The organism is Rhizobium sp. N324, assembly GCF_001664485.1.
In the GTDB taxonomy this organism is placed as follows: domain Bacteria; phylum Pseudomonadota; class Alphaproteobacteria; order Rhizobiales; family Rhizobiaceae; genus Rhizobium.
On record NZ_CP013630.1, the window covers coordinates 2,038,350 to 2,061,501 of the forward strand.

General features: G+C 61.2%; 24 protein-coding genes. 23 read left to right on the top strand and 1 reads right to left on the bottom strand.

The annotated features are described in order from the left end of the window. Positions 1–6 precede the first annotated feature (6 nt). Complete coding sequence (locus AMK05_RS09835; RefSeq protein ID WP_064838289.1) at positions 7–483, bottom strand: hypothetical protein; 477 nt, start codon at positions 481–483, stop codon at positions 7–9. Between the two features lie 132 nt (positions 484–615). Between AMK05_RS09835 and AMK05_RS09840 the strand changes: the two genes are divergently transcribed. The 23 genes from AMK05_RS09840 (at position 616) to AMK05_RS09950 (ending at position 22,885) form a co-directional block, all read left to right on the top strand. Then, positions 616–852: a spike base protein, RCAP_Rcc01079 family gene (locus tag AMK05_RS09840; protein ID WP_064838290.1), complete on the top strand. Its 237-nt coding sequence runs from the start codon at positions 616–618 to the stop codon at positions 850–852. Between the two features lie 41 nt (positions 853–893). Continuing rightward, on the top strand, positions 894–1,367 hold the full coding sequence (locus AMK05_RS09845) for a hypothetical protein (protein ID WP_064838291.1): 474 nt from the start codon (positions 894–896) through the stop codon (positions 1,365–1,367). Beyond that, positions 1,333–2,904, top strand: a complete 1,572-nt coding sequence (locus AMK05_RS09850; protein ID WP_064838292.1) for a hypothetical protein — start codon at positions 1,333–1,335, stop codon at positions 2,902–2,904. Before AMK05_RS09845 ends, AMK05_RS09850 begins: the two co-directional genes overlap by 35 nt. Continuing rightward, complete coding sequence (locus AMK05_RS09855; protein ID WP_064838293.1) at positions 2,904–5,015, top strand: hypothetical protein; 2,112 nt, start codon at positions 2,904–2,906, stop codon at positions 5,013–5,015. Before AMK05_RS09850 ends, AMK05_RS09855 begins: the two co-directional genes overlap by 1 nt. Positions 5,016–5,028: 13 nt before the next feature. Beyond that, positions 5,029–5,340 carry a hypothetical protein gene (locus tag AMK05_RS09860; protein WP_064838294.1) on the top strand — a complete coding sequence of 104 codons (312 nt, stop codon included), beginning with the start codon at positions 5,029–5,031 and terminating at the stop codon, positions 5,338–5,340. 35 nt (positions 5,341–5,375) lie between these two features. After that, complete coding sequence (locus tag AMK05_RS09865; protein WP_064838295.1) at positions 5,376–6,446, top strand: hypothetical protein; 1,071 nt, start codon at positions 5,376–5,378, stop codon at positions 6,444–6,446. A 16-nt stretch (positions 6,447–6,462) separates the two neighbouring features. Beyond that, a complete protein-coding gene (locus tag AMK05_RS09870) occupies positions 6,463–7,437 on the top strand; it encodes a phage major capsid protein (protein WP_064838296.1) in 975 nt (324 codons plus the stop codon). A gap of 21 nt (positions 7,438–7,458) precedes the next feature. Beyond that, positions 7,459–8,244, top strand: a complete 786-nt coding sequence (locus tag AMK05_RS09875; protein WP_064838297.1) for a hypothetical protein — start codon at positions 7,459–7,461, stop codon at positions 8,242–8,244. A 68-nt stretch (positions 8,245–8,312) separates the two neighbouring features. Next, positions 8,313–8,882, top strand: coding sequence for a hypothetical protein (locus AMK05_RS09880; protein WP_064838298.1), 570 nt, complete (start codon positions 8,313–8,315; stop codon positions 8,880–8,882). A gap of 15 nt (positions 8,883–8,897) precedes the next feature. Then, the gene (locus AMK05_RS09885; RefSeq protein WP_064838299.1) at positions 8,898–9,596 is read left to right on the top strand and encodes a phage adaptor protein; all 699 of its coding nucleotides are present in this window, start codon (positions 8,898–8,900) and stop codon (positions 9,594–9,596) included. Next, positions 9,593–11,413 (top strand): hypothetical protein, encoded by a 1,821-nt coding sequence (locus tag AMK05_RS09890; RefSeq protein WP_064838300.1) that lies wholly within the window; start codon positions 9,593–9,595, stop codon positions 11,411–11,413. The genes AMK05_RS09885 and AMK05_RS09890 overlap by 4 nt, the downstream gene beginning before the upstream one ends. After that, positions 11,410–11,802 carry a GNAT family N-acetyltransferase gene (locus AMK05_RS09895; protein WP_064838301.1) on the top strand — a complete coding sequence of 131 codons (393 nt, stop codon included), beginning with the start codon at positions 11,410–11,412 and terminating at the stop codon, positions 11,800–11,802. Before AMK05_RS09890 ends, AMK05_RS09895 begins: the two co-directional genes overlap by 4 nt. Continuing rightward, positions 11,792–12,793, top strand: a complete 1,002-nt coding sequence (locus tag AMK05_RS09900) for a tail fiber domain-containing protein (protein ID WP_064838302.1) — start codon at positions 11,792–11,794, stop codon at positions 12,791–12,793. The genes AMK05_RS09895 and AMK05_RS09900 overlap by 11 nt, the downstream gene beginning before the upstream one ends. A 185-nt stretch (positions 12,794–12,978) precedes the next feature. Continuing rightward, complete coding sequence (locus tag AMK05_RS09905) at positions 12,979–15,252, top strand: lytic murein transglycosylase (RefSeq protein WP_237352203.1); 2,274 nt, start codon at positions 12,979–12,981, stop codon at positions 15,250–15,252. Then, entirely contained in the window at positions 15,253–17,274 is a 2,022-nt protein-coding gene (locus AMK05_RS09910) for a hypothetical protein (protein WP_064838304.1), read from the top strand. Between the two features lie 271 nt (positions 17,275–17,545). Continuing rightward, on the top strand, positions 17,546–18,874 hold the full coding sequence (locus AMK05_RS35510; RefSeq protein ID WP_237352204.1) for a hypothetical protein: 1,329 nt from the start codon (positions 17,546–17,548) through the stop codon (positions 18,872–18,874). 4 nt (positions 18,875–18,878) lie between these two features. Further along, positions 18,879–19,277 carry a hypothetical protein gene (locus tag AMK05_RS09920; protein WP_237352205.1) on the top strand — a complete coding sequence of 133 codons (399 nt, stop codon included), beginning with the start codon at positions 18,879–18,881 and terminating at the stop codon, positions 19,275–19,277. Then, positions 19,274–19,705, top strand: a complete 432-nt coding sequence (locus tag AMK05_RS09925) for a DUF7338 family protein (RefSeq protein WP_064838305.1) — start codon at positions 19,274–19,276, stop codon at positions 19,703–19,705. Before AMK05_RS09920 ends, AMK05_RS09925 begins: the two co-directional genes overlap by 4 nt. Positions 19,706–19,732: 27 nt before the next feature. Next, positions 19,733–19,930 carry a DUF7940 domain-containing protein gene (locus AMK05_RS36195; protein WP_064838306.1) on the top strand — a complete coding sequence of 66 codons (198 nt, stop codon included), beginning with the start codon at positions 19,733–19,735 and terminating at the stop codon, positions 19,928–19,930. Beyond that, a complete protein-coding gene (locus AMK05_RS09935; protein ID WP_064838307.1) occupies positions 19,920–20,384 on the top strand; it encodes a lysozyme in 465 nt (154 codons plus the stop codon). The genes AMK05_RS36195 and AMK05_RS09935 overlap by 11 nt, the downstream gene beginning before the upstream one ends. Further along, positions 20,384–20,728 (top strand): hypothetical protein, encoded by a 345-nt coding sequence (locus AMK05_RS35180; RefSeq protein WP_064838308.1) that lies wholly within the window; start codon positions 20,384–20,386, stop codon positions 20,726–20,728. The genes AMK05_RS09935 and AMK05_RS35180 overlap by 1 nt, the downstream gene beginning before the upstream one ends. A gap of 37 nt (positions 20,729–20,765) precedes the next feature. Then, positions 20,766–22,451: a hypothetical protein gene (locus AMK05_RS09945; protein WP_064838309.1), complete on the top strand. Its 1,686-nt coding sequence runs from the start codon at positions 20,766–20,768 to the stop codon at positions 22,449–22,451. A 5-nt stretch (positions 22,452–22,456) separates the two neighbouring features. Next, positions 22,457–22,885, top strand: a complete 429-nt coding sequence (locus tag AMK05_RS09950; protein ID WP_064838310.1) for a hypothetical protein — start codon at positions 22,457–22,459, stop codon at positions 22,883–22,885. Positions 22,886–23,152: the final 267 nt, after the last annotated feature.

Sequence of the window (23,152 nt, forward strand, 5' to 3'; positions counted from 1 at the left end):
ACGACCTCAGGTATCCTTGTTTAGCGTCAATATGAGTGAGATGATTCCCGTGATTGCCCCGATCGTTCCAAATATGATCGCCAATCGGCTCTGAACGACATCGATACGCTCTCTTACTTCGCGGCGGATACTTTTCCGGAGAATGTCGATCCCGGCAGTGGTTAGTAAGCGTTCATGAAGACTGCCGTGGGCGACTTCCCAAAACTGCTCGTCTTCAGCCACAGGTATTCCGAGTTCAGCAGCTTGAGTGAGCAGAAATTTCGTTTGTGATCTCGCGGGCTCTTGGAGGGCGATAGCCTTCTCGGTGAAGAGGGCATCCCTCCGCATCTCAATACCCAAGCGTTCGGCGAACCCGACGTCCTCCGGAAGCTCATGCAACCTCTGCTGAACGTCGGCTATCTTCTTGTCAATTTGATCCACCCTGTTTGCGACATCGATTGCGAGCATTTTCATGTCACGGGAATGACGCAGATCACGAAACATCAGTTCGCTCCCCCTCCGAAAGCTATCAAAGCTTGAACTATCAGAGCGTGCATGTCGAGTGTGCGTGAGTGAAACGGGAAAATTCTGCACTGCCTCTCTCCGGATCGAGCGAGCTATTACAAGGAAAACAAAATGGACCCTTCGATTGCGCCGGCCTCGCGGGCTGCCGTGGTGACGCCGAACGACTCCGCCATTGTCGGTGCACGCGCGCTCTATATCGGGACGGCAGGCGACGTTGCCATTGCGCCGCGCCGGGACGTGGACCCCGTCATCTTCAAGAGCGTGCCGGCAGGGACGATCCTTCCCGTCCATGCGGCCATTGTGGCGCTTACCGGCACCACCGCATCCAACATCATCGCCCTCTTCTAAAGGGGACGCATAACGTCCAGCCGATCAGAAGGCAGGAGACAATGACAGGCAGACCGACGAAGTTCACGCATTCCCTCGCTGACGTCATTTGTGAGCGCATCGCTGATGGCGAAAGCCTACGATCGATCTGCAGGGATGAGGCGATGCCGGCGAAGTCAACCGTGCTTGCGTGGCTTGCCGATGACGAGAAAGCGGCATTTCGGACCAAGTATGCGCAGGCGCGCGAGATCCAGGCCGACGGCTTCGTCGACGAGATGGTCGAGATTGCCGACGACGGCACGAACGACTGGATGGAGAAGAAGAGCGCCGATGGTGAAACGACTGGCTGGCAGGAGAACGGTGAAGCCATCCGCCGCTCACAGCTTCGTATCGGCACGCGCCAATGGATCGCGGAGAAACTGAAGCCGAAGAAGTACGGCGCCAAGGTCGAGCTGGAGCACGGCGTGACGAGTGGCGTGGCTGAGTTGTTGGAAGCGATCAATGGCAAAACCCGCGGACTTCCAAACGGCGGTTGACCAGTTCTCGGACTGGCGCTGGCGGCTGAACAACCTTTACTGGATCACGGACAAGGAAGGCAAAAGGGTCCGGTTCGAAATGAACTGGGCCCAGATGACCTTCTTCGAGCAGATGCATTATCTGAACGTGCTGCTAAAGGCCCGCCAGCTCGGCCTGACGACGTTCATTCAGATCTTCATGCTCGATGCCTGTGTGTTCAATCGGGATATCCGCGCCGGCACCATCGCGCACACGCTCGGCGACGCCCAGACCATATTCAGGGACAAGGTCAAATACCCGTACGACAATCTGCCCGAAGCTATTCGCGATGCGGTCCCGATCCAGAGGGACAATCAGACGGAACTACTGCTTGGGAATAACTCGAGCATCCGCGTCGGCACGTCGCTCCGATCGGGCACGCTGCAGTACCTCCATATCTCGGAATATGGCAAGCTCTGCGCGAAGTATCCGGAGAAGGCGAGGGAGGTCAGAACCGGCGCGCTTAACACGGTGCAGGCCGGGCAGCTCGTGTTCATCGAAAGCACCGCCGAGGGGCAAGAGGGGCATTTCTACAATCTCTGCGAAGACGCCCAGGTCAAGCATCGCCAGGCATCAGCGCTGACACCACTGGATTTCAAGTTCCATTTTTTCCCGTGGTGGAAAGAGCCGCAATATTCGATTGATCCGGCCGGTGTCATCATCACCGACGCTTTCGCCAAGTATTTTGGAGGTCTCGCAGATCAGGGGATCGATCTGACGGACGGGCAAAAGGCCTGGTACGTGAAGAAGGCTGAGACGCAGCTCGGCGACATGAAGCGGGAATACCCGTCGTCGCCGGCGGAAGCATTCGAAGCCAGCGTCGAGGGTGCTTATTATGCCGACCAGATGGCGGTTGCCGACGCTGAGGAGCGTATAGGCATCTACCCGCATGTGGCCGGTTATCCAGTCCACACCATCTCTGACATCGGCATGGATGACACCAACAGCGTCTGGCTGTTCCAGGTGCTTCCGAGCCGGGTGCGGATGATCGGCTACTTCGAGCACACCGGCACCGGCATGGACGGCATGCTGGACGAACTGGAGCGCCGCGCCAAAGAGCACGGCTATGTCTACGGCGTGCACAACATGCCGCACGACATCCGTGTCAGGGAGTGGACGCGCGGCGGCATGACGCGCATCGAGGTGATGCTCGTCGAGGTCAAGGCTCGAAACCTCGGTACCGTCCGGAAGGTGGAGCGGGCTTATGTCCATGACCGCATCAACGGCACGCGGCGCATTCTGGCAAAGATCGAATTCGACCAGGCCGGCTGCGCGCAGGGCATCAAATGCCTGCGGAATTACCGGAAGGAATGGGACGAGGATCTGAGCGTCTTCCGTGACGAGCCGCTGCACAACTGGGCATCGCACGGCGCCGACGCTTTCGGCGGCCTCGCTATCATCTTCACGGGCCTGGCGGCCGAACCATTGAAGCCGGAACCGAAGCCGCTGCCGACGTTCCAGACCATGACGTTCAACGATTTCGTCAACTCCACACCGACCTATAGCGAGCACGTTTGATGGATGACGAAGCCACCACATTGCCGGCGGGTGATCAGTACGACCTGGCTAAAGTCGGCGCGCACTGGCAGCAGGAGATCGAGCGGGCGCAGCGCTATTTCAAGTCATGGTTGGATCGCTGCACCAAGATCGAGAAGATTTATCTGCAGCAGCAGGCAGACCAGACGAGCGCAGCTAAGCGTCGTTTCCCGATGCTGTGGGCGAACACCTCGGTTCTTCAGCCGGCGGTCTATGCCCGTGTTCCTCAGCCCGTCGTCGAACGTCGCTTCAAGGACTCGCAGCCGGTCGCGCGCATGGCGTCGGAACTGGTCGAGCGCAATCTTGCGTTCACTGCCGATGACGCCGATCTTGATTCGGTCATGCGGGCGGTTCGGGATGACTTCCTGCTCTGCGCCCGTGGCACGGTCTGGCTCCGGTATGAAGCGGACTTCGAGCCGATCGACATGGGCGTCGAGCCGTCGGACGCCGCCGGGGGTGATCTGAACGGCGGCATGGGCCAGGACGGTGCGGCCGCACTGGAGCAGATCACCGACGAACGCGTCTGCATGGATTACGTGCACTGGTCGGACTTCCTGCATTCGCCGGCTCGGCGGTGGCAAGACGTAACGTGGGTGGCGCGTCGCGTGCCCATGACCGACGATGAATTCGACAAGCGCTTTCCTGAGGGGCGTGCAAGCCTCGCTGCCAATGGCGCCGGATCGAACCACGGCACAAACCAGACGGAACGCGCTCAGGATGAGGGGAAGACCTACGTCTGGGAAATCTGGTGCAAGACGGAAGACTACACCGTCTGGATCGCGGAAGGCTCGCCCGTCGCTCTTGAGGTATCGGAACCGCCGCTGAAACTGACGCGCTTCTTCCCGTGCCCACGGCCGGCATTCGGAACGCTGTCGACCGGCTCGCTGATCCCGGTCCCGGATTACGTCTACTATCAGGGCCAATGCGACGAAATCGACCTTCTGACGAAGCGCATCAACAAGCTGACGGATCAGCTGCGGTTGAAGGTGTTCTATCCATCGGGTGACGGTTCGGTGTCGCCAGCAATCGAAAAGGCGATGAGGCCGGAAAACGATACCGTCATGGTTCCCATCCCGGAATGGGCGGCCTTCACCGATAAGGGCGGCTCCAACGCTATCGTGACGCTGCCGATCGATCAGGTGCAGAAGGTGATCGTCGCCTGCATCGAAGTGCGGAAGCAACTGATTGAGGATGTCTACCAGATCACCGGTATCAGCGACATCGTGCGCGGCGATACTCAGGCTTCGGAGACAGCCACGGCCCAGCGCATCAAGAGCCAGTGGGGATCTATCCGCATCCGCGACCGCCAGGCGGAACTGGCACGGTTTGCCCGTGATATAGTGGCTCTGGCCGGCGAGATCATCTGTGATCAGTTCCAGCCGGAAACGCTGATGCTGGTCAGCGGTATTCAGCTCCCGACGGCGGCGCAAAAGCAGCAGTTCCAGATGCAGCTGCAACAGCAGCAGATGATGGCACAGCAGACCGCGGCCCGCGCCCAGCAGATGGGCCAGCCCGCACCGCCGCCGCAACCGCCTCAGGTTCCTCCTGAAGTCCAGCAGATGATGCAGCAGCCGACAATCGACGAGGTCGTGCAGTTGCTTCGGAATGACAGCGTGCGCGGCTTCCGGATCGACATCGAGACGGATTCGACGATCGAGCCCGACGAGGACGCCGAGAAACAGCGCCGCATGGAATTCGTGCAGATGATCGGCGGCTTCATGCAGCAGGCCGGCGCCATCGCCCAGCAGACGCCGATGCTCGTCCCTGTCATGGTCGAGACACTGCTGTTTGCCGCCCGCGGCTTCAGGGCAGGGCGCCAGCTGGAGAACACCCTCGAGCAGGTCGGGGCGCAGCTTTCGCAGGCTGCGACCGCTCCCAAGCCGCCGCCGGAGCTCACGCCTGAACAAATGCTTGATTTCAAAACGGCCCAGGTAAAGGCCGGCGCTGAACAGCAGAAAGCCCAGTTGGGAGTCGCACAGGCGCAGATCGAGCATCGCACCACGGTTGAGCAGGCGCGCAGCGACATGGCCGCACAGGCGATGCAGCAATTCCAGGCGCAGCAGCAGATGCCGCGGGTGCCTGCTTATCAGTAAACGAGGAAGAACCATGAGAGAGCGCTTTTGCCGTGTCTGCTCGGGCTGGCACGAACTCGATAAGTGGCCGCACGACTGCATGCCCGTTAGGAGCCAGGCGCAATCGGATCTGCCGGCGCCGCACTTCGTCAGCGACAACATCGATATCCAGTCGATGCACGACGGGCAGCATTACACCTCGAAGGCCAGGCTGCGCTCCGCCTACCGGGCGGCGGGCGTCGTCGAGATCGGTAACGAAAAGCCGCAGCCGATCGAGAAGCCGAAGACGGATCGAATGGCGATCCGGAATGAACTGCGGCGGGTCCACGCCGAATACAACGCCTGAACGGGCATCAATCCCCGAAATAGGAAACTCCAAACATGCAAGATTTGATCGACGAGGCCGGCAACGGCAGCGAAGACCTCGGCACGTCCAACGACAAGCCGGTAAGCATCCGCGATAGCCTCAGGGCCGCGATCGACAGTGCTGATGGTAACGTTTCGGCGTCCGGCAGCACGGATCGACAGCGCGACGAACACGGCCGCTTTGCCCCGAAGGAGGCAGACAAGGGAACCCCGGCCGCAGCGGCAGTACCGAAGCCTGTTGACGCACCAGCAGCAGCCAATGCCGCCACAGCAGCCCCACAGACGCCAGCCGTGGCGCCCGAACAGCAGCCGGCGGCAACAACGCACCGTGTGCCACCTGGCTGGTCGGCTGAGGCAAAGGCCCAGTTCGGGACTCTGCCGCCCGAAGTTCAGGCCGCCGTCGCCAAGCGCGAACAGGAGGTCGATAACGGCTTCCGTGTCTTGCAGGACTACAAGGGTCTCGAAGAATTCACGCCGATCGTAAGGCAGGCGGGCACGACGCACGCCGATGTCATGCGCAAGGCGATCGACTGGGAAACGTCGCTCCAGCGCGATCCCGTCAATACTGTCATCCACGTCGCCAGGCTGGCCGGGGTCAATCTCTCCGCGCTGGTCAATGGTCAGACAGACCAGATCCTGCAGCGCCAGCCGCAGCAGGCACAGCCACAGCCGCGCCCTCAGCCCGTCAATGTCGAGGCCACGGTTGAACACGTTCTTCGGAAGCGAGACACTGAAACTCAGGTCAGCGCCTTCATTTCCGACCCGGCAAACGCGCATGCCGAAGCCGTCCTTGACGACATGGTCACCCTCATCAGAACGGGGCGAGCAGCAAACCTCAAGGATGCCTACGACACCGCATGCTGGATGCGTCCGGACATTCGCCAGCAGTTGATCAGCCAGACTGCACAGCCGGCGCCCGATCCGAACGCTCAGAGAGCCGCCGCGGCCGATCAAGCCCGCAAGGCATCTCGCTCCATTTCTGGCTCATCTGCGCCCGGGCCTTCCCGAGACGCAACAGCGGGCCAATCCACCTCCATCCGTGAATCGCTTCGCACCGCATTGCACGCTGCGCGCGGTCAGGTTTGATCAAAGGAATTGATCCATGGCAGTTTCGCCGAATCTCTCTGAAATCGTGACGACTACCCTGCGGAACCGCAGCGGTACCGTCGCCGACGACGTGACGAAGAACAACGGTCTTCTCTCTCGTCTCAACGCCCGTGGTCGCAAGAAGCCTGTTTCTGGCGGCCGCACCATCGTTCAGGAACTGCAGTACCAGGAGAACAGCACCTTCAAGCGCTACTCCGGCTATGAAATCCTGAACGTTCAGCCGTCGGACGTCATCACCGCTGCCGAATACGACCTCAAGCAGGCCGCAACTGCAGTCTCGATGTCCGGCCTGGAACAGCTTCAGAACTCTGGTGAAGAAGCCGTCCTCGATCTGCTCGAGCAGCGCATCGAGAATGCCGAAACCACGCTGAAGAACAACATCGCCCTCGACTGCTATTCCGATGGCACGGCCGATGGCGGGCGACAGATTGGTGGCCTGCAGTTGCTGATCTCGACCTCGCCCACCTCGGGCACCGTCGGCGGCATCAACCGCGGCACGTGGGGCTTCTGGCGTAACCAGAAGTTTTCCGCGACAGCCGACGGCGGGGCGGCGGCAGCGACCGGCAACATCCAGTCCTATATGAACCGGCTCTACATGAGCTGCGTTCGTGGCCCGGATGCTCCGGACCTGGTCGTGGCGGATAACAACTACTTCCGCCTCTACTGGGAGTCGTTGCAGGCGATCCAGCGCATCACCTCGGCCGACAAGGGCATGGCCGGCTTCCAGTCCCTCCAATACATGGGCGCCGACGTCATCTTCGACGGCGGCTTTGGTGGCGGTGCTCCGCTCAACCAGATGTTCTTCCTGAACACCAAGTACCTGTTCTACCGCCCGCATCGCGACCGCGACATGGCTCCGATCGGCGACGAGCGGATGAACACCAACCAGGATGCTTTCGTGCAGCTTCTCGGCTTCGCGGGCAACCTCACCATGAACAACGCCTTCCTTCAGGGCGTCCTGTTCGCCTGATCGTCACGAGGAGAAGCAAACATGTCGATCGCAACCTCCCAGACCGATCGTCTTGGCGCGAATCCGTTCGTCGTCGACGGTCCTTTTGTCCCTGGCTCCGGCGTTCCGGCGCCGCAGTTCGCCCTCGGCTCCATTGCCGGCGGCGACCGTGAATCCGAATGGGTCTATTGTCAGCTGGTGCTGGCCTCGCAGACGACCCTTCAGCCTGGTCAATGGTTCCAGTGGACCAGGGACTATGTCGCATCGCTCCTGACCACGGCCGCCGCCGTCGTCGGCCAGCGTTGCGGCGTTTTCGCCGGTGCCGCTCAGCCGCCGACCATCACTGGCGGCCCGATCGGGACCATCACGCTTGCAGCCGGTACCTATTACCTCTGGCTACAGCGCAATGGTCAGGCGCCGTCCGTGGTGGCGACCGCAACGGCGGCTCTCGTCGTTGCCGAAACCACGACCACGGCGGGCCAGGCCAGCGCCCCGGCATCCGCCACGGCAACCACCAAGGCCATCGCAAACGTCAACTTTGCGGCTGCCAACCAGACGTTCACCGCCACGACTGTCAACGGCTCGAACCTGCTGACGGCTCTTGCCAGCCTCAGTGCGACTTCCGGTCCGTTCATCGGCGCGGCTGTCGCGGGCACGGGTATCCCGGGTGGCGCGACCATCACGGGCATCACCTACAGCCCGAACGGCGTCATCCAGAGCATCACGCTCTCGGCCAACGCCACCGCGAATGGAACCGGCATCACCATCACGGCAACGGGCGTGCTCGAAGCCACGCTGATGCGGCCGTTCCTGTCGAAGGTGAACTAACCAGATCGATCGACGGGCGCTTCGGCGCCCGTTTCCCTTTCCCCGCCATCAACAGCGAGACAATCACCATGGCCGACAACAACACCGGCATCTATGCGTCCTTCACCCTTGAACCGGTCGAGCAGCCTTTTCTGACGGAGAAGGAAGGGCGCCCGATTTTCAAGGATACCGAATTCCTCCGGATCTTCATTGCCGGCGACAAGCATACCGAGGTCTACCGGGCCGCCACCGATCACGACAAGCAACGGTTCGCCGATGCCTATGAGCGCTTCAAGAAGGGCGCGGAAGCCCGTGAGCAGCTCGTGGGTACGCCGCTTACGCAGTGGCCGTATCTGAAGCCCAGCCAGATCAAAGAGCTTGAGGCGATCAACATCTACACGGTCGAGCAGCTGGGGGCGTTGTCCGACACGGCCAAACAGAAGCTCGGCATGGGCGCTCATGAACTCGTCGCGGCGGCCATCGCCTTCCTGACGACGGCAAAGGACGCGAGCGCTGCATCCTCGTTCGCCGCTGAGAACGAACGCATGAAGGGCGAGGTCCAACGCCTCGAGGCGCAGATCGCCGAGATGGGCGCCAAGTTCGAGGCCCTGGCAAAAGAGCAGGGCGGTGGCTCCGGCCGGCGCAGCGCAGCAGCCTAAGACGGAGAAGCGCGCATGTCGCTCCTGACCATCATCCAGAACGTATGCGCAGAAATCGACCTCGATCCGCCGACGGCCGTAATGTCATCGGCGGATCCGCAGATCATGCAGCTGCGCATCCTCTCCACCCGCGCCGGCCGCGACCTGATGCGCGAGCATGATTGGTCGGCGCTGATGGTGCAGCGACAGTTCACTGCGACCGGCGTCATCCCTGAGCCGGCAGAGCCGCCCTCCGACTGGAACCGGTTTCTTGACAACGCGACCATCTGGAATAATTCGCGCCTCTGGCAGCTGAATGGCCCCGTGGATGGGCAGACCTGGCAGCGCGAGACAATCCTCAACTCCAATCCGGTGCCGCAGCTCTGGCGCAGGATCAACGGCAAGCTCGCTATCTATCCGAACGTTGCCGGCGAGACCATGAGCTATGAATACGTTTCGGCGAACTGGGTGGCCGTCAACGGCGGCACGACCTATGCCGCGACCTGGGCCAACGACACCGATATGGCGCGCTTCCCGGAAGAGCTGCTTGAGCTGTCGACCATCTGGCGCTGGAAGCGGGCGAAGGGCCTCGACTACGGCGAAGAGCTCGAAAACTTCGAGCGCGCCAAAGAGTCCGCCGTCGGTTCCGATCGCGCCGCTGCGCCAACCGATCTGTCTCTCCCGAACCGCGGGCAGGTTCCGGAGAACTATTGGCCGGGAACGATTAGCCTATGACGCGACAAGTTGCCCGAGTTACGGCCCGCACGCGCGTCTCGCCCAGCAAGGACTGGGTGGCGCCGACCGGCGGATGGCGCACCGACGTTGAGATGGCAGACATGCCGGCAGACGCAGCGTTTCAGCTCGACAACTTCTTCCCTGAGGCGAACCGCGTCCGGGCCCGGTACGGCTTTCTTGCCTTCGCAACGGGCCTTGGCGCCGACGTCAGGACGATCATCCCGTATGCGGGCGTGAGCAACCGGCTCTTCGCCGCGGCAGGAGATAAGATATTCGACATTACCGCCGGCGGGGCGGTGGGGACTGCGGCTGTCTCCGGCATGGCAAGCGCTCACTGGTCAGTCCAGCAATACACCAACCCCGCCGGCCAGGAGTATCTACGCCTCGTCAACGGGCTCGATACCCCGCTGCTCTACAACGGCACGACTTGGACGAACAACTTGCTGGTCGGGACTGCAACGCTCGCCACGCAGAATGTTGCCGTCAAGAACGTGCCTTACACGCTGAGCTTCTTCGGCACGGGATCTGTCACCCTGTCCGGTGCCTTTGCCGGCGTGTTGAACGGGACCGGCGTCGGCAACCGGGTGACGCTTACCTTCACCCCGGCCGCCGGCACGCTCACCCTCACCGTGGCGGGCTCGGTGACCAATGCGCAGTTGGAGACGGGCTCCGTCGCCACGCCATATGTCTCGTCGACGATGATCACCGGGATATCGGATCCATCGTTGCTGATCGCGGTGACCGCGTATCGATCGAGGCTGTGGTTCATCGAAAAGAATTCGACGAACGTCTGGTACCTCGCCACCGACGCCGTCAGCGGTGCGGCCACGGTGCTGCCGGTCGGCGGCAACATGAAATACGGAGGCACGCTCGTCTCCATCAACGTCTGGACGATCCCGGTTTCCACCGGCCTGCAGCAATGCCTCGTCCTGATGTCCTCGGAAGGCGAGATCATCGTGTTTCAGGGGTCGGACCCGTCGAGCTCCACGAACTGGGGATTGATCGGCACGTTCAAGCTCGGCCGGCCGCTCGGCACTGACAGGTGCATGCTTTCCGTCGGCGCCGACCTCGCGATAATGACCACGGATGGCATTGTGCCAATCACCAAGGCCGTCCAGCTCGACCGCGGCGCAACGAGCCTCGGCGCCATCACGGCAAAGATCGGCCCGACCTGGCGCGAGACGGTCGCGACGATCGGAACGACTTCTGATCAATGGCAGCTTTCGAGCTTTCCGGCGCGGCAGATGGCAATCGTCAACCTGCCTTCGTCGTTCGGCCCTTACCAGTATGTGATGAACACGGAAACCGGAGCCTGGTGCCGTTTCGTTGGCATGGCAGCCTCTTGCTGGGGCACATGGCAAGACCGGCTGTTCTTCGGCTCGAGCGACGGCACGGTCTACGAAGCAGAGGTTGGCGCGACCGACAACGGCGTAGCGATCGACGCTCTGATGGTCGGCGCATGGAACCGCTACGGCGACGGCCTGTCGACCAAGTTTTCCAAGCTGATCGGTGTGACGGCTCAAATCGGGGTCTCGACGCTGATGTATGCCGGCATTTCCGTTGACTATGAGACGAAGGTTCCAACCGCACTGCTGTCGTCGGTGGAGAACAGCGGAGCGGCCAAGTGGGGAACGGCAATCTGGGGCGTTTCGAAGTTCCCCGGCGTGTCGCTGGTGCGGAAGTTCGCTTCTGCCGGCGGCGCGGGCTCGGCTCTGGCGCCGACGATCCGCGCGTTGATCTCGGGCACATCTGGCTCAGTTTCCGAAGCGGCTGTCGTAGGTGGTTCCGTCCTTTATGAAAAAGGCGCTCCGATTTGATCGTCTCGGAACCATGCGAGGATATCGCGGCATGGGTCGGCGGGAAGATCGGGGTGGTTTTCCATCCGCCATTTACGGCCATAGCTCAGATTGAGGGCGGCCGGATCATCGCCGGCTACGTGTTCAACGTGTGGACTGAACATGATGTCGAGGTTTCGCTCGCCGCCGACCGGCTCAGCAAGACGCTGATGCGCGCGGCATTCGGCTATGTGGTCGATCAACTCGGCTGCCGGCGAGCCACCTTCAGGACGCGCGCCGACAACGTTTCGGCCCAGCGGGCGCTTGCAAGGCTCGGCGCGCGTCTGGAAGGCCGGCAGGCGGCTTATTTCGGCGACTGCGACGCGCTGCTCTACGGAATTTTGAAAGAGGACTTTCCCTATGGTCTCTAGCCCGAAACCGCCTAAGGCACCGGATCCGACGCAGACCGCGGCGGCACAGACGGCCACCAACGTCGACACCGCGATTGCGAACGCTGGTCTAAGTCATACGAACCAGTACACGCCCGACGGCTCGCTTGAATACAAGCAGACCGGCAGCACGACGATGACGGATCAGAACGGCAAGACCTACCAACTGCCGACCTATTCCGCGTATCAGAAATATTCGCCGCAAAATCAGGCGATATATGACCAGTCGCAGCAAACGCAGCTCGGGCTGGCGAAGCTTGCGAACGAGCAAACGCAGAAGGTTTCCGGTATCCTCGGCACCAATGTCGATCTCAGTTCGGGCAACGTCGACAAATACGTCAACGACCATTGGCAGGGCGGGTTCAACAACCAGTGGGATCGCGACCAGGCGAGCTTGGAACAGAACCTTGCCGACAAGGGCATCTCGATGGGTTCCGCGGCCTACGACAACGCCATGCGGGACTTCTCGACAAGGAAGCAGGCGGCGGCCGATCAATACTTGGGCGACATGTATTCCAGCGCCCAGAATTCGATCCTGACCGAGCGCAACCAACCGCTGAACGAGATTTCGGCGCTCACGTCCGGGTCTCAAATCAATCAGCCGAACTATGTGAACGCGCCGACGACACAACTTCCGACGGTCGACCAGGCGGGCTTGATCAACGAAAACTATAACCAGCAGATGGCCGGCTATAATCAACAGGTCTCCCAGAAGAATGCGGCGATGGGTGGCCTCTTCGGTCTTGGCGGCTCGCTGCTTGGCGGATGGGCGATGTCTGATCGCCGGTTGAAGCGTGACATCCACCAGATCGGCGCAACGGCGACCGGTATCCCAATCTACGAATACGAATATCTGTGGGGCGGTGGCCGGCAGGTTGGTGTCATGGCCGATGAGGTCGAAGAGATTGCGCCTCATGCTGTTGCTGAAGGCCCTGGCGGCTTCCGCATGGTAAATTACGCGGGGATTCTGTAATGGGCTTTTTATTCGGTGGGGACACGGGTCAGTCGCAGGAAAGCGTAACCGACGCCCGCAAGCGGCTCGCTGCGGCAATGCTTCAGCAGGGCACCGATACAAGCCCTATCCAGTCGCCGTGGGAGGGTGCCGCACGCATGGCGCAAGCGCTTATGGGTGGTCTCGCCGTCCGCAAGCAAGGCGATATGCAGCGCGCCGCCGACGCTCAGTATATGTCGGCGATCACCGGACAGCCCTATACGCCTCCTGAGCAGCCCAAGGGCTTCCTGTCGTCGCTGTTCGGCGGCAACAAGGCCGACAACCCTGGCGCCACCGGTTCCAGCATGCCGAAGGTGGATTCGACGGGCAATGTCGCACTGCCGTCCAGCGGCGGTCCTCTCCCGAGCTCGTTCCTTGCTGCTGTGGATAAGACTGAAGGCGCCGGAGATTATGACACGCTCTTTGGCAACGCCCAAAAGGGGAAATTTGCAGGAACGAATGTTTCGGGCATGCCGATCAGGGACGTCATCGCGTTCACCGATCCCAGCGGGCCCTATGCGCAGTGGGTAAAAAGCGAAATAGGCAGAGTGGCAACACCGGCGGGACGGCACCAGATCGTCGGCACGACGCTGCGCAACGCCGTCAATGACATGGGCCTCGATGTCAACGCGCCTTTCAACCGGGCCACGCAGGACAGCATCGCGGCTCATCTCGCTCGCAATCGAATTGCTTCGGCAAATACGCCCCAAGGCAAGATTGCTGCCCTTCGCTCGGAATGGCACGGATTCAACAACGTCCCCGACGCGCAGATGCTGCAGATCGTCAACGACTTGGAAAATGGTCCGTCAAGTCCTGTCCAAGCGGCAAGCGTTGCTCCGGCCGCGCCCCCGGCATCACCGATCCAGCCGCCGGCCATTCCTCCGCCTGCTGCGCCGGTGCCGGGTTATGTCGATCCGATGGTGACAACGGCCGGACGCGATGCGCCGCCGCCCCAAGTCGCCGCCCCGAGCGAAGTCGCCAGCCTCGATCCGTCGATTGGCATCCCCTTGCCCGGTGCGGCAGGACAGATGCGCGCATCCGATCCCGCACAGGTCATGCCGTCTCAGGCAGGCCCGCAGGCTGCGTTGCCGCCTCTGCCGGTCGCCAACGTCGGCCCGACGCCGAACGTCGCTGGCGTGCCTTCCGTGATTGATCCGCAGTTGGCCCAAGCCCTCCGGAATGGCGACCGCTCCGGTGTTGGCATCGGCGGTGATGCCCCCGGCGCCGGATACTTCCCGCCGGCACCAACTGGTAGCAGCCAGCCCGCGTCTCCTCAGCAGATCGCCCAGGCGCAGCAATCGGGGCAGGCGCGGCTTACTCAGGCACTCGACAACGCCAATCCTCAGTCAGCCGCAAACCCTATGGCGAACCCGCGTGCTCAAGCGCTGGTCAGAGCCATGACCGATCCGAATGCCTCGCCTCAGGTTCGCGCCATGGCAGGGCAGCAATTGCAGATCCTCACCCGGCCGCCGGAATATGGGTTCCAAACGCTACCGGATGGCACGGTGCTGCGCTCTGATCCGCGCACAGGCCAGGTCGCGCCGATCTATCAGGCCACGCCGAAGCCGGTCGAGGTGAACGGCCGTCTGGTCGACCGGGCCACGGGGAAGGTGATCGCCGATTTCAGCGGTGGTCAGTGGGAGCGTCTGAGCGACGGAACGCTCTACAACAAGGGCACGGGCGAATTCCGCCAAGCTCCTGAAGGGGCCGGCGGAGAAAAATATTATGGAACGACCGTGCCCTATTACGACAAGGACGGGAACCTGCGATATCGCCAGTTGAGCGACAGGGGCGGCGGCAAGGATTTGGATCTGGGGCCAGGAGCAACGGCGGCGCCAACGACACGCACCGTCGACACCGGAACGGAACTGATCACCCTTGGCCCTGGTGGTCAGGAAGTGAAGCGGACCCCGAAAGAGAACTATGAGGCAGCGAAGGACACAGCGCAGGGCAGCACCGAAGGAAAGGCTGCTGGAGATGCAGTCGCATCGCTCCCCGCCGACGTCATGCAGGCGGAGCAGACGATCAAGAACATTGATCAACTGCTTGACAGCAAGGGGCTCAACTCGATCGTCGGTCCGGCCGATCAGTTCCGGCCGTCCTGGTTGCTCGGCGGCGACGGACGAGACGCTCTGACACGGCTGAAGCAGCTTCAGGGGGGCGCCTTCCTGCAAGCTTACGGGCTGCTCAAGGGCGGCGGCCAGATCACCGAAGTCGAGGGCGGCAAGGCCCAGGACGCGATGGCCCGCATGGATCGCTCGCTTGATGAGCCTCACTTCCGTGCTGCTCTGAAAGATTTCCGCGATGCGGTCGAGCAGGGCGTTGCCAAGATGAGGGAACGGGCCAAATCAGCCGCGCCGTCACCTTCAGCCGCCGTGTCCGGCGATCCCGCAGTTGTCCCGATCGATATCCCTGGCGTCACCATTCGAAGGAAACAGTAAATGCCGACATATACCGTCCAGGTGAACGGCGAGAGCTTCGACATTGATGCTCCGAACGACGAAGCTGTGCGCGCCGCCGTGCGCCAGCTTCAGGAACAAAAGCCTGCCGCATCCGCGCCAGTACAGCCGCCGAGCACAGCACCGCAGCCGGAGAAATCAACGTTTGAGAAAGTGACTGGCAACATTAACTCGTTCGGCCAAGGCATCGTTGACATGGTCGGATTGGGCTATGCCGATGAGATCGGCGCTGGCATTGATTACGCCGGCTCTCACATTCTGCCGTGGCGCGACGCGAAGACGTACGATCAGGCTTTGGCCGATACGCGCGGCGAGCAGGAGCAGGCCTTCGAGGAGCATCCGGCAGCCAATATCGCTGGCAAGGTGACAGGCGCGCTATGGGGTGCCAGCCGACTTGCCAAGGCTGGGCTTTCTCCAACTGCCAACGCCATCAAGGCCGAGGCCGGACTAGGCCGGGTTACTGCTGCATCAGCAAAGGAGGGGGCAGTTCTTGGAACTCTTTCGGGGTTCGGCAACGGCGAAGACGGTTTTGTAAACAGACTCGCCAACGCTGGTGTCGGTCTCGGGATTGGTGCGGGGATAGGGGCCATTGCCCCTGCAGCAGTCGCCGGCGTCTCACAGGTAGTTAAATCTGCGGCTGCTCCTTTGATTGCGCCCTTCGCACCTGGTGGATATGTGCGCGACGCGCTCGCCACGGCATTGCGACGCGCGGGGCAGACACCCGAGCAAATCGCCAACAGCATGCGCGCTGCTGGCGGCGACGGTCAGGACATGTTCAACGTCGCCGACGCCATGGGTTATACCGGCGAGCGGCTGATGTCGACGTCCGCTCGCGTTCCACATGATAACCGACAGGCCCTAGCCGAAGCCATGATTGCGAGGCAGGCAGGACAGGGCGAGCGGCTGGCGAACAATCTCGCAGAGGGCTTTGACACCTTTGATACGGCCGGACGTCGGGTCGCCGATCGCACGGCGCAGCGCACGGCTGAGGCAAACGAACTCTATCCAGCCGCCCGGGAAAATGCTGGCCCGGTCAACGTCACGCCGGTCTTAGAGGAGATCGACAGAACCATCCGCCCGGGCGTCAACCAGTTGGTTAATCCTCGCGACCGCATTGCCAATGACTCGATCGAGGGCGCCCTAACGCGCGTTCGCTCCATGCTTTCGGACGGCAATTCCCAGGTAACCGACTTCGACACCTTATTCAGGGCGAAATTAGACCTGGACGACATGATCCAAAGAGCCGAGGCGCAGGGAGCCGGTAATCGCGCGCACTACCTCTCGCGTGTTCAGGGGCTGGTAGACCAGGCGCTTGCCGATGCTTCCGAGGGGTATGTAGGCGCCCGGGATGCATTCGCCCGTGCCTCGCGCCGGATCGAGGCCGTTGACGCGGGCAGCGCAGCAAGCCGCATTTCCCGTAGGGCTCAGGATACGATTCCGGAATTCGAGGCAATGCCGGCCGATCAACAGATGGATTTCCGCGCCGGGTACATCGATCCGTTGATCGCTCGCCTGGAGGGTGCCTCTTCGTCGCCGACGACCAACAAAGCGCGCATGCTGCAGACGCCGAAGTACGATGCCGAACTTCCAGCATTCGCCGCCCCGGAACGGGGGCCGCAACTTGCCGACCGGATTGGCAGAGAACAGACGATGTTCCGGACAGCAAACGCGGCGCTCGGCGGATCCCGCTCGGCCGACAACCTTGCGGATGCCGCGGACATGAACCAGTTCGACCCATCGGTTATCGGGCGATTTGTGCGAGGCGACCGTATCGGCGCGATTACGACAGGCCTTTCGAAGGTCCTCGGTACGGTGACCGGGCAGCCGCCGGCCGTCGTGGAGCAGCTATCTCGCGTATTGATGGAGACGAATCCAGATGTTGCGTTGGATGTGTTGCGAGCAGGGACACAGCAGCTATCGCGGAACGACCAACGCAGGGCGCGCCTGGTGTCGGCACTGGTGGAGTCAGGGGCGGCCGGCGTTCCGAGACTTACCGCGCCATGAGTCGGGAATTTTGTTGCCGGTGATCTCAATCGCCCAGGCAACAACGCATCCGCCTATTCCGGCGCCAAGGGAAAGCGATACCCAGTCGATCGATCTTGTGAAGAGATTGATCAGAAAACCAACGAGCAGGATCACGAATAGCGACTTCCACGGACCAGGTCCGCGATCAAGCTTGGGTTCATTCGGGTCATGATCGATCTGCATCCGCAACTAATACTACACCATTGATGGCCTCGCAATTCGCGGGGCCTCTTCTTTTTGGAGAAGGTGAATGCCCAGAAACCCATCCACCGGCGTCTATTCGAAGCCAGCCGGCACGACGCCCTCCGTCGGCCAGATCATCGATCCGGTGCCGTGGAACGCGCTGACCACCGATCTCGGCAACGAAATCACAAACTCGCTGCCGCGCGACGGTTCGGCGCCGATGGTGGCGCCGCTGAAGCTCGCAAGCGGGACGGTCTCGGCGCCGGGTATCGGCTTCGCATCAACCCCGCAAACCGGCCTTTACCTCAAGGGCGGCGGCCTGCTGGGCTTTGCGCAGAACGGTGTCGATATCGCCTTCGATAACGATATGGTCTACGCGGCCAAATCCGGCGATTACACTGCCCTCGCAGTTGACGACAACGCGGTTCACCGCTTCACCGCAGTCGCTACGCTCACGCTGACCGCAGCGGCGACGCTTGGCGCCAACTGGCACTACACCATCATTGCCGATGGCGGAGACGTGACGATCGATCCGAACGCGTCGGAAACAATCAATGGCACCCCGACGCTTCGCGTCCCGAACGGCTCGAAATGCTTCATCATCTGCAGCGGGTCTGCGTTCTTCGCCTTCGTCACATCAGACGATACGCATGGCGAATGCCGCCTCGCGCTCTCCGGCGGCAATCTGCTTCTTTCCCGCTTCAATGGCCGGCGACTGACGATCAACGGCGCTTCTGAGGTCATCCCGAGCGCCGGTATCAGCCTGGCGGCCACTGGCCTCACGCCTGCCGCACTCTACTACATCTATGCCTACATGAACTCTGGCACGATGACGCTTGAGGCATCCGCCACGGTTCCCGCTGTGGACGCGACCACGGGCATTTCGATAAAAACCGGTGATGCCACCCGCACGCTCGTCGGCATGGCGCGGCCTGTCACTGGCCCCGCATGGTCCGACACGGCAAAGCAGCGGTTTGTGCGTTCGTGGTACAACGACCCAGGTGTCAGCCTGTTCAGCAATTTCACGGCCAACCGGGCGACGACAAGCACAAGCCTTGTCGAATTGAATTCCGAAATCCGGTGCGAGGCGCTTGTCTGGAGCGGCGAGATTTTCGAGGCGCTATCATCCGGTACATGCGTAAGCGGCGCGTCGAGCGGCGGCAATAGATCCTCGCTTGCCTTCAATGGCACGACACCAGAGCCGAGCGGGTCGATGGCAATCGTGGTCTCGGCCGGTGACTCCATCCCGTTTTCGGCGCAAGCCGTAAAAACCGGGCTTAGCGAAGGGTACAATTTCGTGACCTTGATAGGGGGTGTCCAAACGAGCGGGACCGGCACTTGGTATGGTGACGCGGATAGTCGCCGAACCAGCATCGCCGCTCGCGTCAGGAGGTAGAAAGATGAACATCGGCCCGAATTTTGGAAATGAGTTGATTGCGGCTGGGCTCAGCGGCCTACCTATCGCGTGGGGAGAAGACGGCGATATTGAATGCGGCGCTCTGACTGACGAGCAACGCGCAAAGCTCAATCTCGTAATTGCCTCACATGACCCGAGCAAGCCGGACCAATCAACGTTTGATCGGGTGACGGCCCGTCAGTTCAAGCTGCAGCTTCTGTCTGCTGGCCTTCTCGACGCTGTTGACACCTGGGTAAATCACCAGCCGCGAGACATCCAGATCGCCTATGAGTATTCTGGCGCCTTCGTGAAGGACAGCCCCATGATGACGGCCGGCTTCGCGGCTATGGGATTTTCGCCGCAGGAGATCGACGCTTTCTTTGCTGCGGCGGCGCAACTGTGATTCTCCGCTACATCGCCTACCTGCCGGCAAATCTGGCGCTGGTAGGGCTGACTTATCTGTTGTCGCCATTCCTGGCGGCCTGGTCGATGAAGCATGGCCCGGTTCTCCCGGGCCGCTGGCGCTGGTTCTCGACACTGAACGCCGATCTGGACGGCTACATCCCGCAGAAGGTTGCCGGGTTCGATCCTGCCGCCAAGGGCCTGAAACTCTGGTGGCAGCGTACCCGCTGGACATGGCGCAACCCGTGCAACGGCTGGCAATCCGAAGCGCTGGGCGTGGATGACATCGCCTCGGCCTTCACCGTCAAGCGCGATGTCCCGCTGGCATTCGGTTTCTATCTCAAGCTCTGGCTTGGCTGGAATCCGATCAAACGGGGCGGCAACTTTTACCCATACATGCTGCAGGCCGGCTTGAAGCGCCGGTCGTAATCACTTCCCACAATCTGGAGCCTATCCATGCTCGTCCATAACTGGCGGCGCGTTCTTGCGCGCTCCCTGTCGCTTTGGTGCGTCTATTTCGCGGGGATCTTCGAACTGGCCCCATACATCGTCCCGTATCTCGATAGCTACATCCCGCCGTGGCTATCGATCGTCCTTCTCCTCCTTTCAGTCCCGGCTCGGGTAGTCGATCAGAGGCTTTCCAATGGCAAATAGAATGAAGAAGGGCAGCGCGGTTGCCGCGGCTGCTGTGGCGCTCGTCGGCGGCTTCGAAGGACTTCGGCAGCACGCCTATCCCGATCCGGCCACGCAGGGCCAGCCGTGGACGATCTGCTACGGCAGCACGAACGGCGTGAAGCCGGGAGATTATAAGACGGTCGCCCAGTGCAAGGCGCTTCTCTCGCTCGAGCTACAGAAATACGCCGCCGGCATCGAGGAGTGCGTGACGGTTCCCCTGCCGGACTCGCGGTTCGTTGCCCTGACCTCGTTCGCCTACAACGTCGGCATCAAGGCTGCATGCGGCTCCAGCGCCATCAAGCTGATCAACCAGGGCAAGACGGCGGAAGGCTGCGAAGCCTTGCTGCGATGGGATAAGGCCGCTGGAATTAGGTTCCCAGGCTTAACGCGCCGCCGGCAGAAGGAACGCCAGTTCTGCCTGGAGGGTATCTGATGCTCTCAATCATCCCCGACTTCATCAAGCTGCCGGCCGCTCTCGCCCTCGGCGCGCTGCTCGCCTTCTTACCCGCCCGCTGGCTCGGGCAGTCCGAGGGCAAGCAAATGGCCGCAACCGCCGCCCTCACGAAATCCGTCCAGGTTCTGCGCGAAAGGAACACGATCGATGATGAAGTTTCCACTTCTGATGCTGCCGCTTTGTGCGCTGATCTCGGGCTGCCAGACGACCAGCAAGCAGAATGCGTGCGACGGGTTCTCTCGCCTGACGCCGAGCCTGCAGACGTCGGTAATCATCCTGAAGACGGATCGGCCGTTCGCAAACCAGATTGCCAGCCACAATAGATTCGGCGCCGCTCAAGGCTGCTGGGAGTAATCGCCCATGAGCATCATGCTTGCCCTTTCCACCTCCATCACGAACCAGTTGGGGGGAGGCACCACGCCGCTTTTCACATTTTATGTGGATCCGGCGGGCTCTGACTCCAATGACGGCCTCTCACCAGCCACCCCGTGGCAGACGCTGACCAAGGTCAACGCGGCCACGTTGACGCCGGGCTCCTCGGTCCTTTTCAAAGGCGGCTCAACGTTCACCGGTCAGTTGATCCTCGTCGAGGGTAAGCATTTCGGCAGTTCCGGGCTGGCGACCACCTTTGGATCCTATGGAACCGGTAAGGCAACGATCCAGGCGGGCGTCAACAGCGACAACGGGATATCCGCCCTCAACCCGCACCACATCACCATCCAAGACCTGATACTGATGGGTACGGGCAGCACCGTGAGCACGGGCACCGGCTGCGCGCTTACCAATGATCAGCTCGGCAGCACAAAGCTTGCGGGCGTTTCGCTCCTCCGCTTGGATGTCAGCGCCTATGGCATCGATGGAATTGCCGCCTACACTGGCAGCACGGCTTACGCGGCCAATTCCGCATCCGGGTTCAATGCGCTCTTGATCGATGGCTGCCTTGTCCACGACAACACCGGCAACGCCACGACGGGCAGTGGCAACGGCATTACCATGCAGGGTCTGTATGGCCTGCTCAATTTTGCCGCCAGCCACACCAATTGCATCGTCCGCAACTGCAAGATTTACAACAACACCGGCAAGGCAGGCCTTTCACAGCACTCCGGCAATGGCATCCTCCTTGGCCAGTGCTCCGGGGCGCTTGTCGAGTATTGCGAAGCCTACAACAACGGGGCAAACAATTCGAACGCCGCAGGGCCTGTCGGCATCTGGATGTACGACACGATCAACAGCACCATCCAGTTCTGCGAGAGCCACCACAACAAGACCGGTGTTGGCACCGCTGACGGCGGCGGCTTCGATATTGACGGCGGATGCCAGGGTTGCATCATTCAATATTGCTACAGCCATGACAATTATGGGCCCGGTTATCAGCTCTACCAATACAGTGATGCGGCGAATATCCTGCCCCTCAGCAACAACCTCATCCGCTACAACATCTCGGAGAACGACGGGACGCAGGCGCCCACGACCAAAGGTTCTGTCCACCTCGGGACCGCGGATCTTGTGCGCGCGAACACCGGCAACGCCATATTCAACAACACGCTCTACAGCAGCGTGGCGTCGGCAAACGGCCTCTACCTTGACAGCAACCCCGATAAATTCACAACGACCTATTTCGCCAACAACATCGTCTATCTGACCGGGGCAAGCACGAAGGTTATCAACTCGACGCCAAGTGCAGTGCCTGGCATCTTGTGCATTGGCAACTGCTATTCGTCGCCGGCAACCTCCATCAAGTGGGGATCGAGCACCTACACCACCTTCGCCAACTGGCGCGCGGCCTTCCCGACCCAAGAGACGGTCGCCGGGGGCGCTACCTTCAAGGCCGCCAACCCGACACTGGTCGGGACCGTGCCCGTCGGCAACATCAACGGCTTCAATTCCGCTCTGCTGGGCGCCTACAAGACGCAGGGGGCTTCGGTCTGCCGCAACGGGGGCCAGAACATCAACAGTCTCTACAGCATCACCGTGGGGTCGCAGGATCTGTACGGGAATGCGATCCCGCAAGGGCTCTACGACATCGGCTGTTTTGAAAGCGCATAAGATACATGACATCCAATGACGATATCCTGCGCGCCCTCGGCCGCGTGGAGGGAAGGCTCACCGGTATCGAGGAGAACGTCAGCCTCCTGCGCAATGAGGTGAGCGACGAGAAGGAAAATGCTCATGAAAGCAGGGCTGTTATCCATCGGCGCCTCGACGAGCAGGGGAAGCAGATCAACTTCCTCGACAAGGCCGTTGAAATACGAACTGGCGTTGATGTTCAGGTTCGGGAAGAGCTGAAAGCCATCAAGGAGACGGTGCAGAAAAACCATGAAACCATCCAGCCGACGCTGGAGGAGTGGAAAAGGCTCAAAACCCTTGGCTATGGGATATCAGGGCTGATCGCCTTCGCCGGCCTAACGGTCGGCGGGATGGTGGCCTGGGCGAGTGATGGCGCGGTATCGTGGGTCCGGCACTTGTTGAAAATAAATTGATCGCGCAAGTCTCACCTCAAGTTGAAACCTTATGCTGGCGGTGTGGAGCGGTCTTCACCAGCCCCTCAAGCGGCTGTTCATGAGTTCAGCGCCACCGGATAGGAAAAACCCCGCCGAGTAGGGCAAGTGGTCTGTAACTAGAATCGTACGATATCAGACAAAAGACATTCCTCCAGTCGCACCGCGTTGTTGTTAGAGGAACTTTCATTGATGGATCATACTTAATCTGTCATAGCTTCCATTCCGTCCAATAATGCGTAAAGGGTG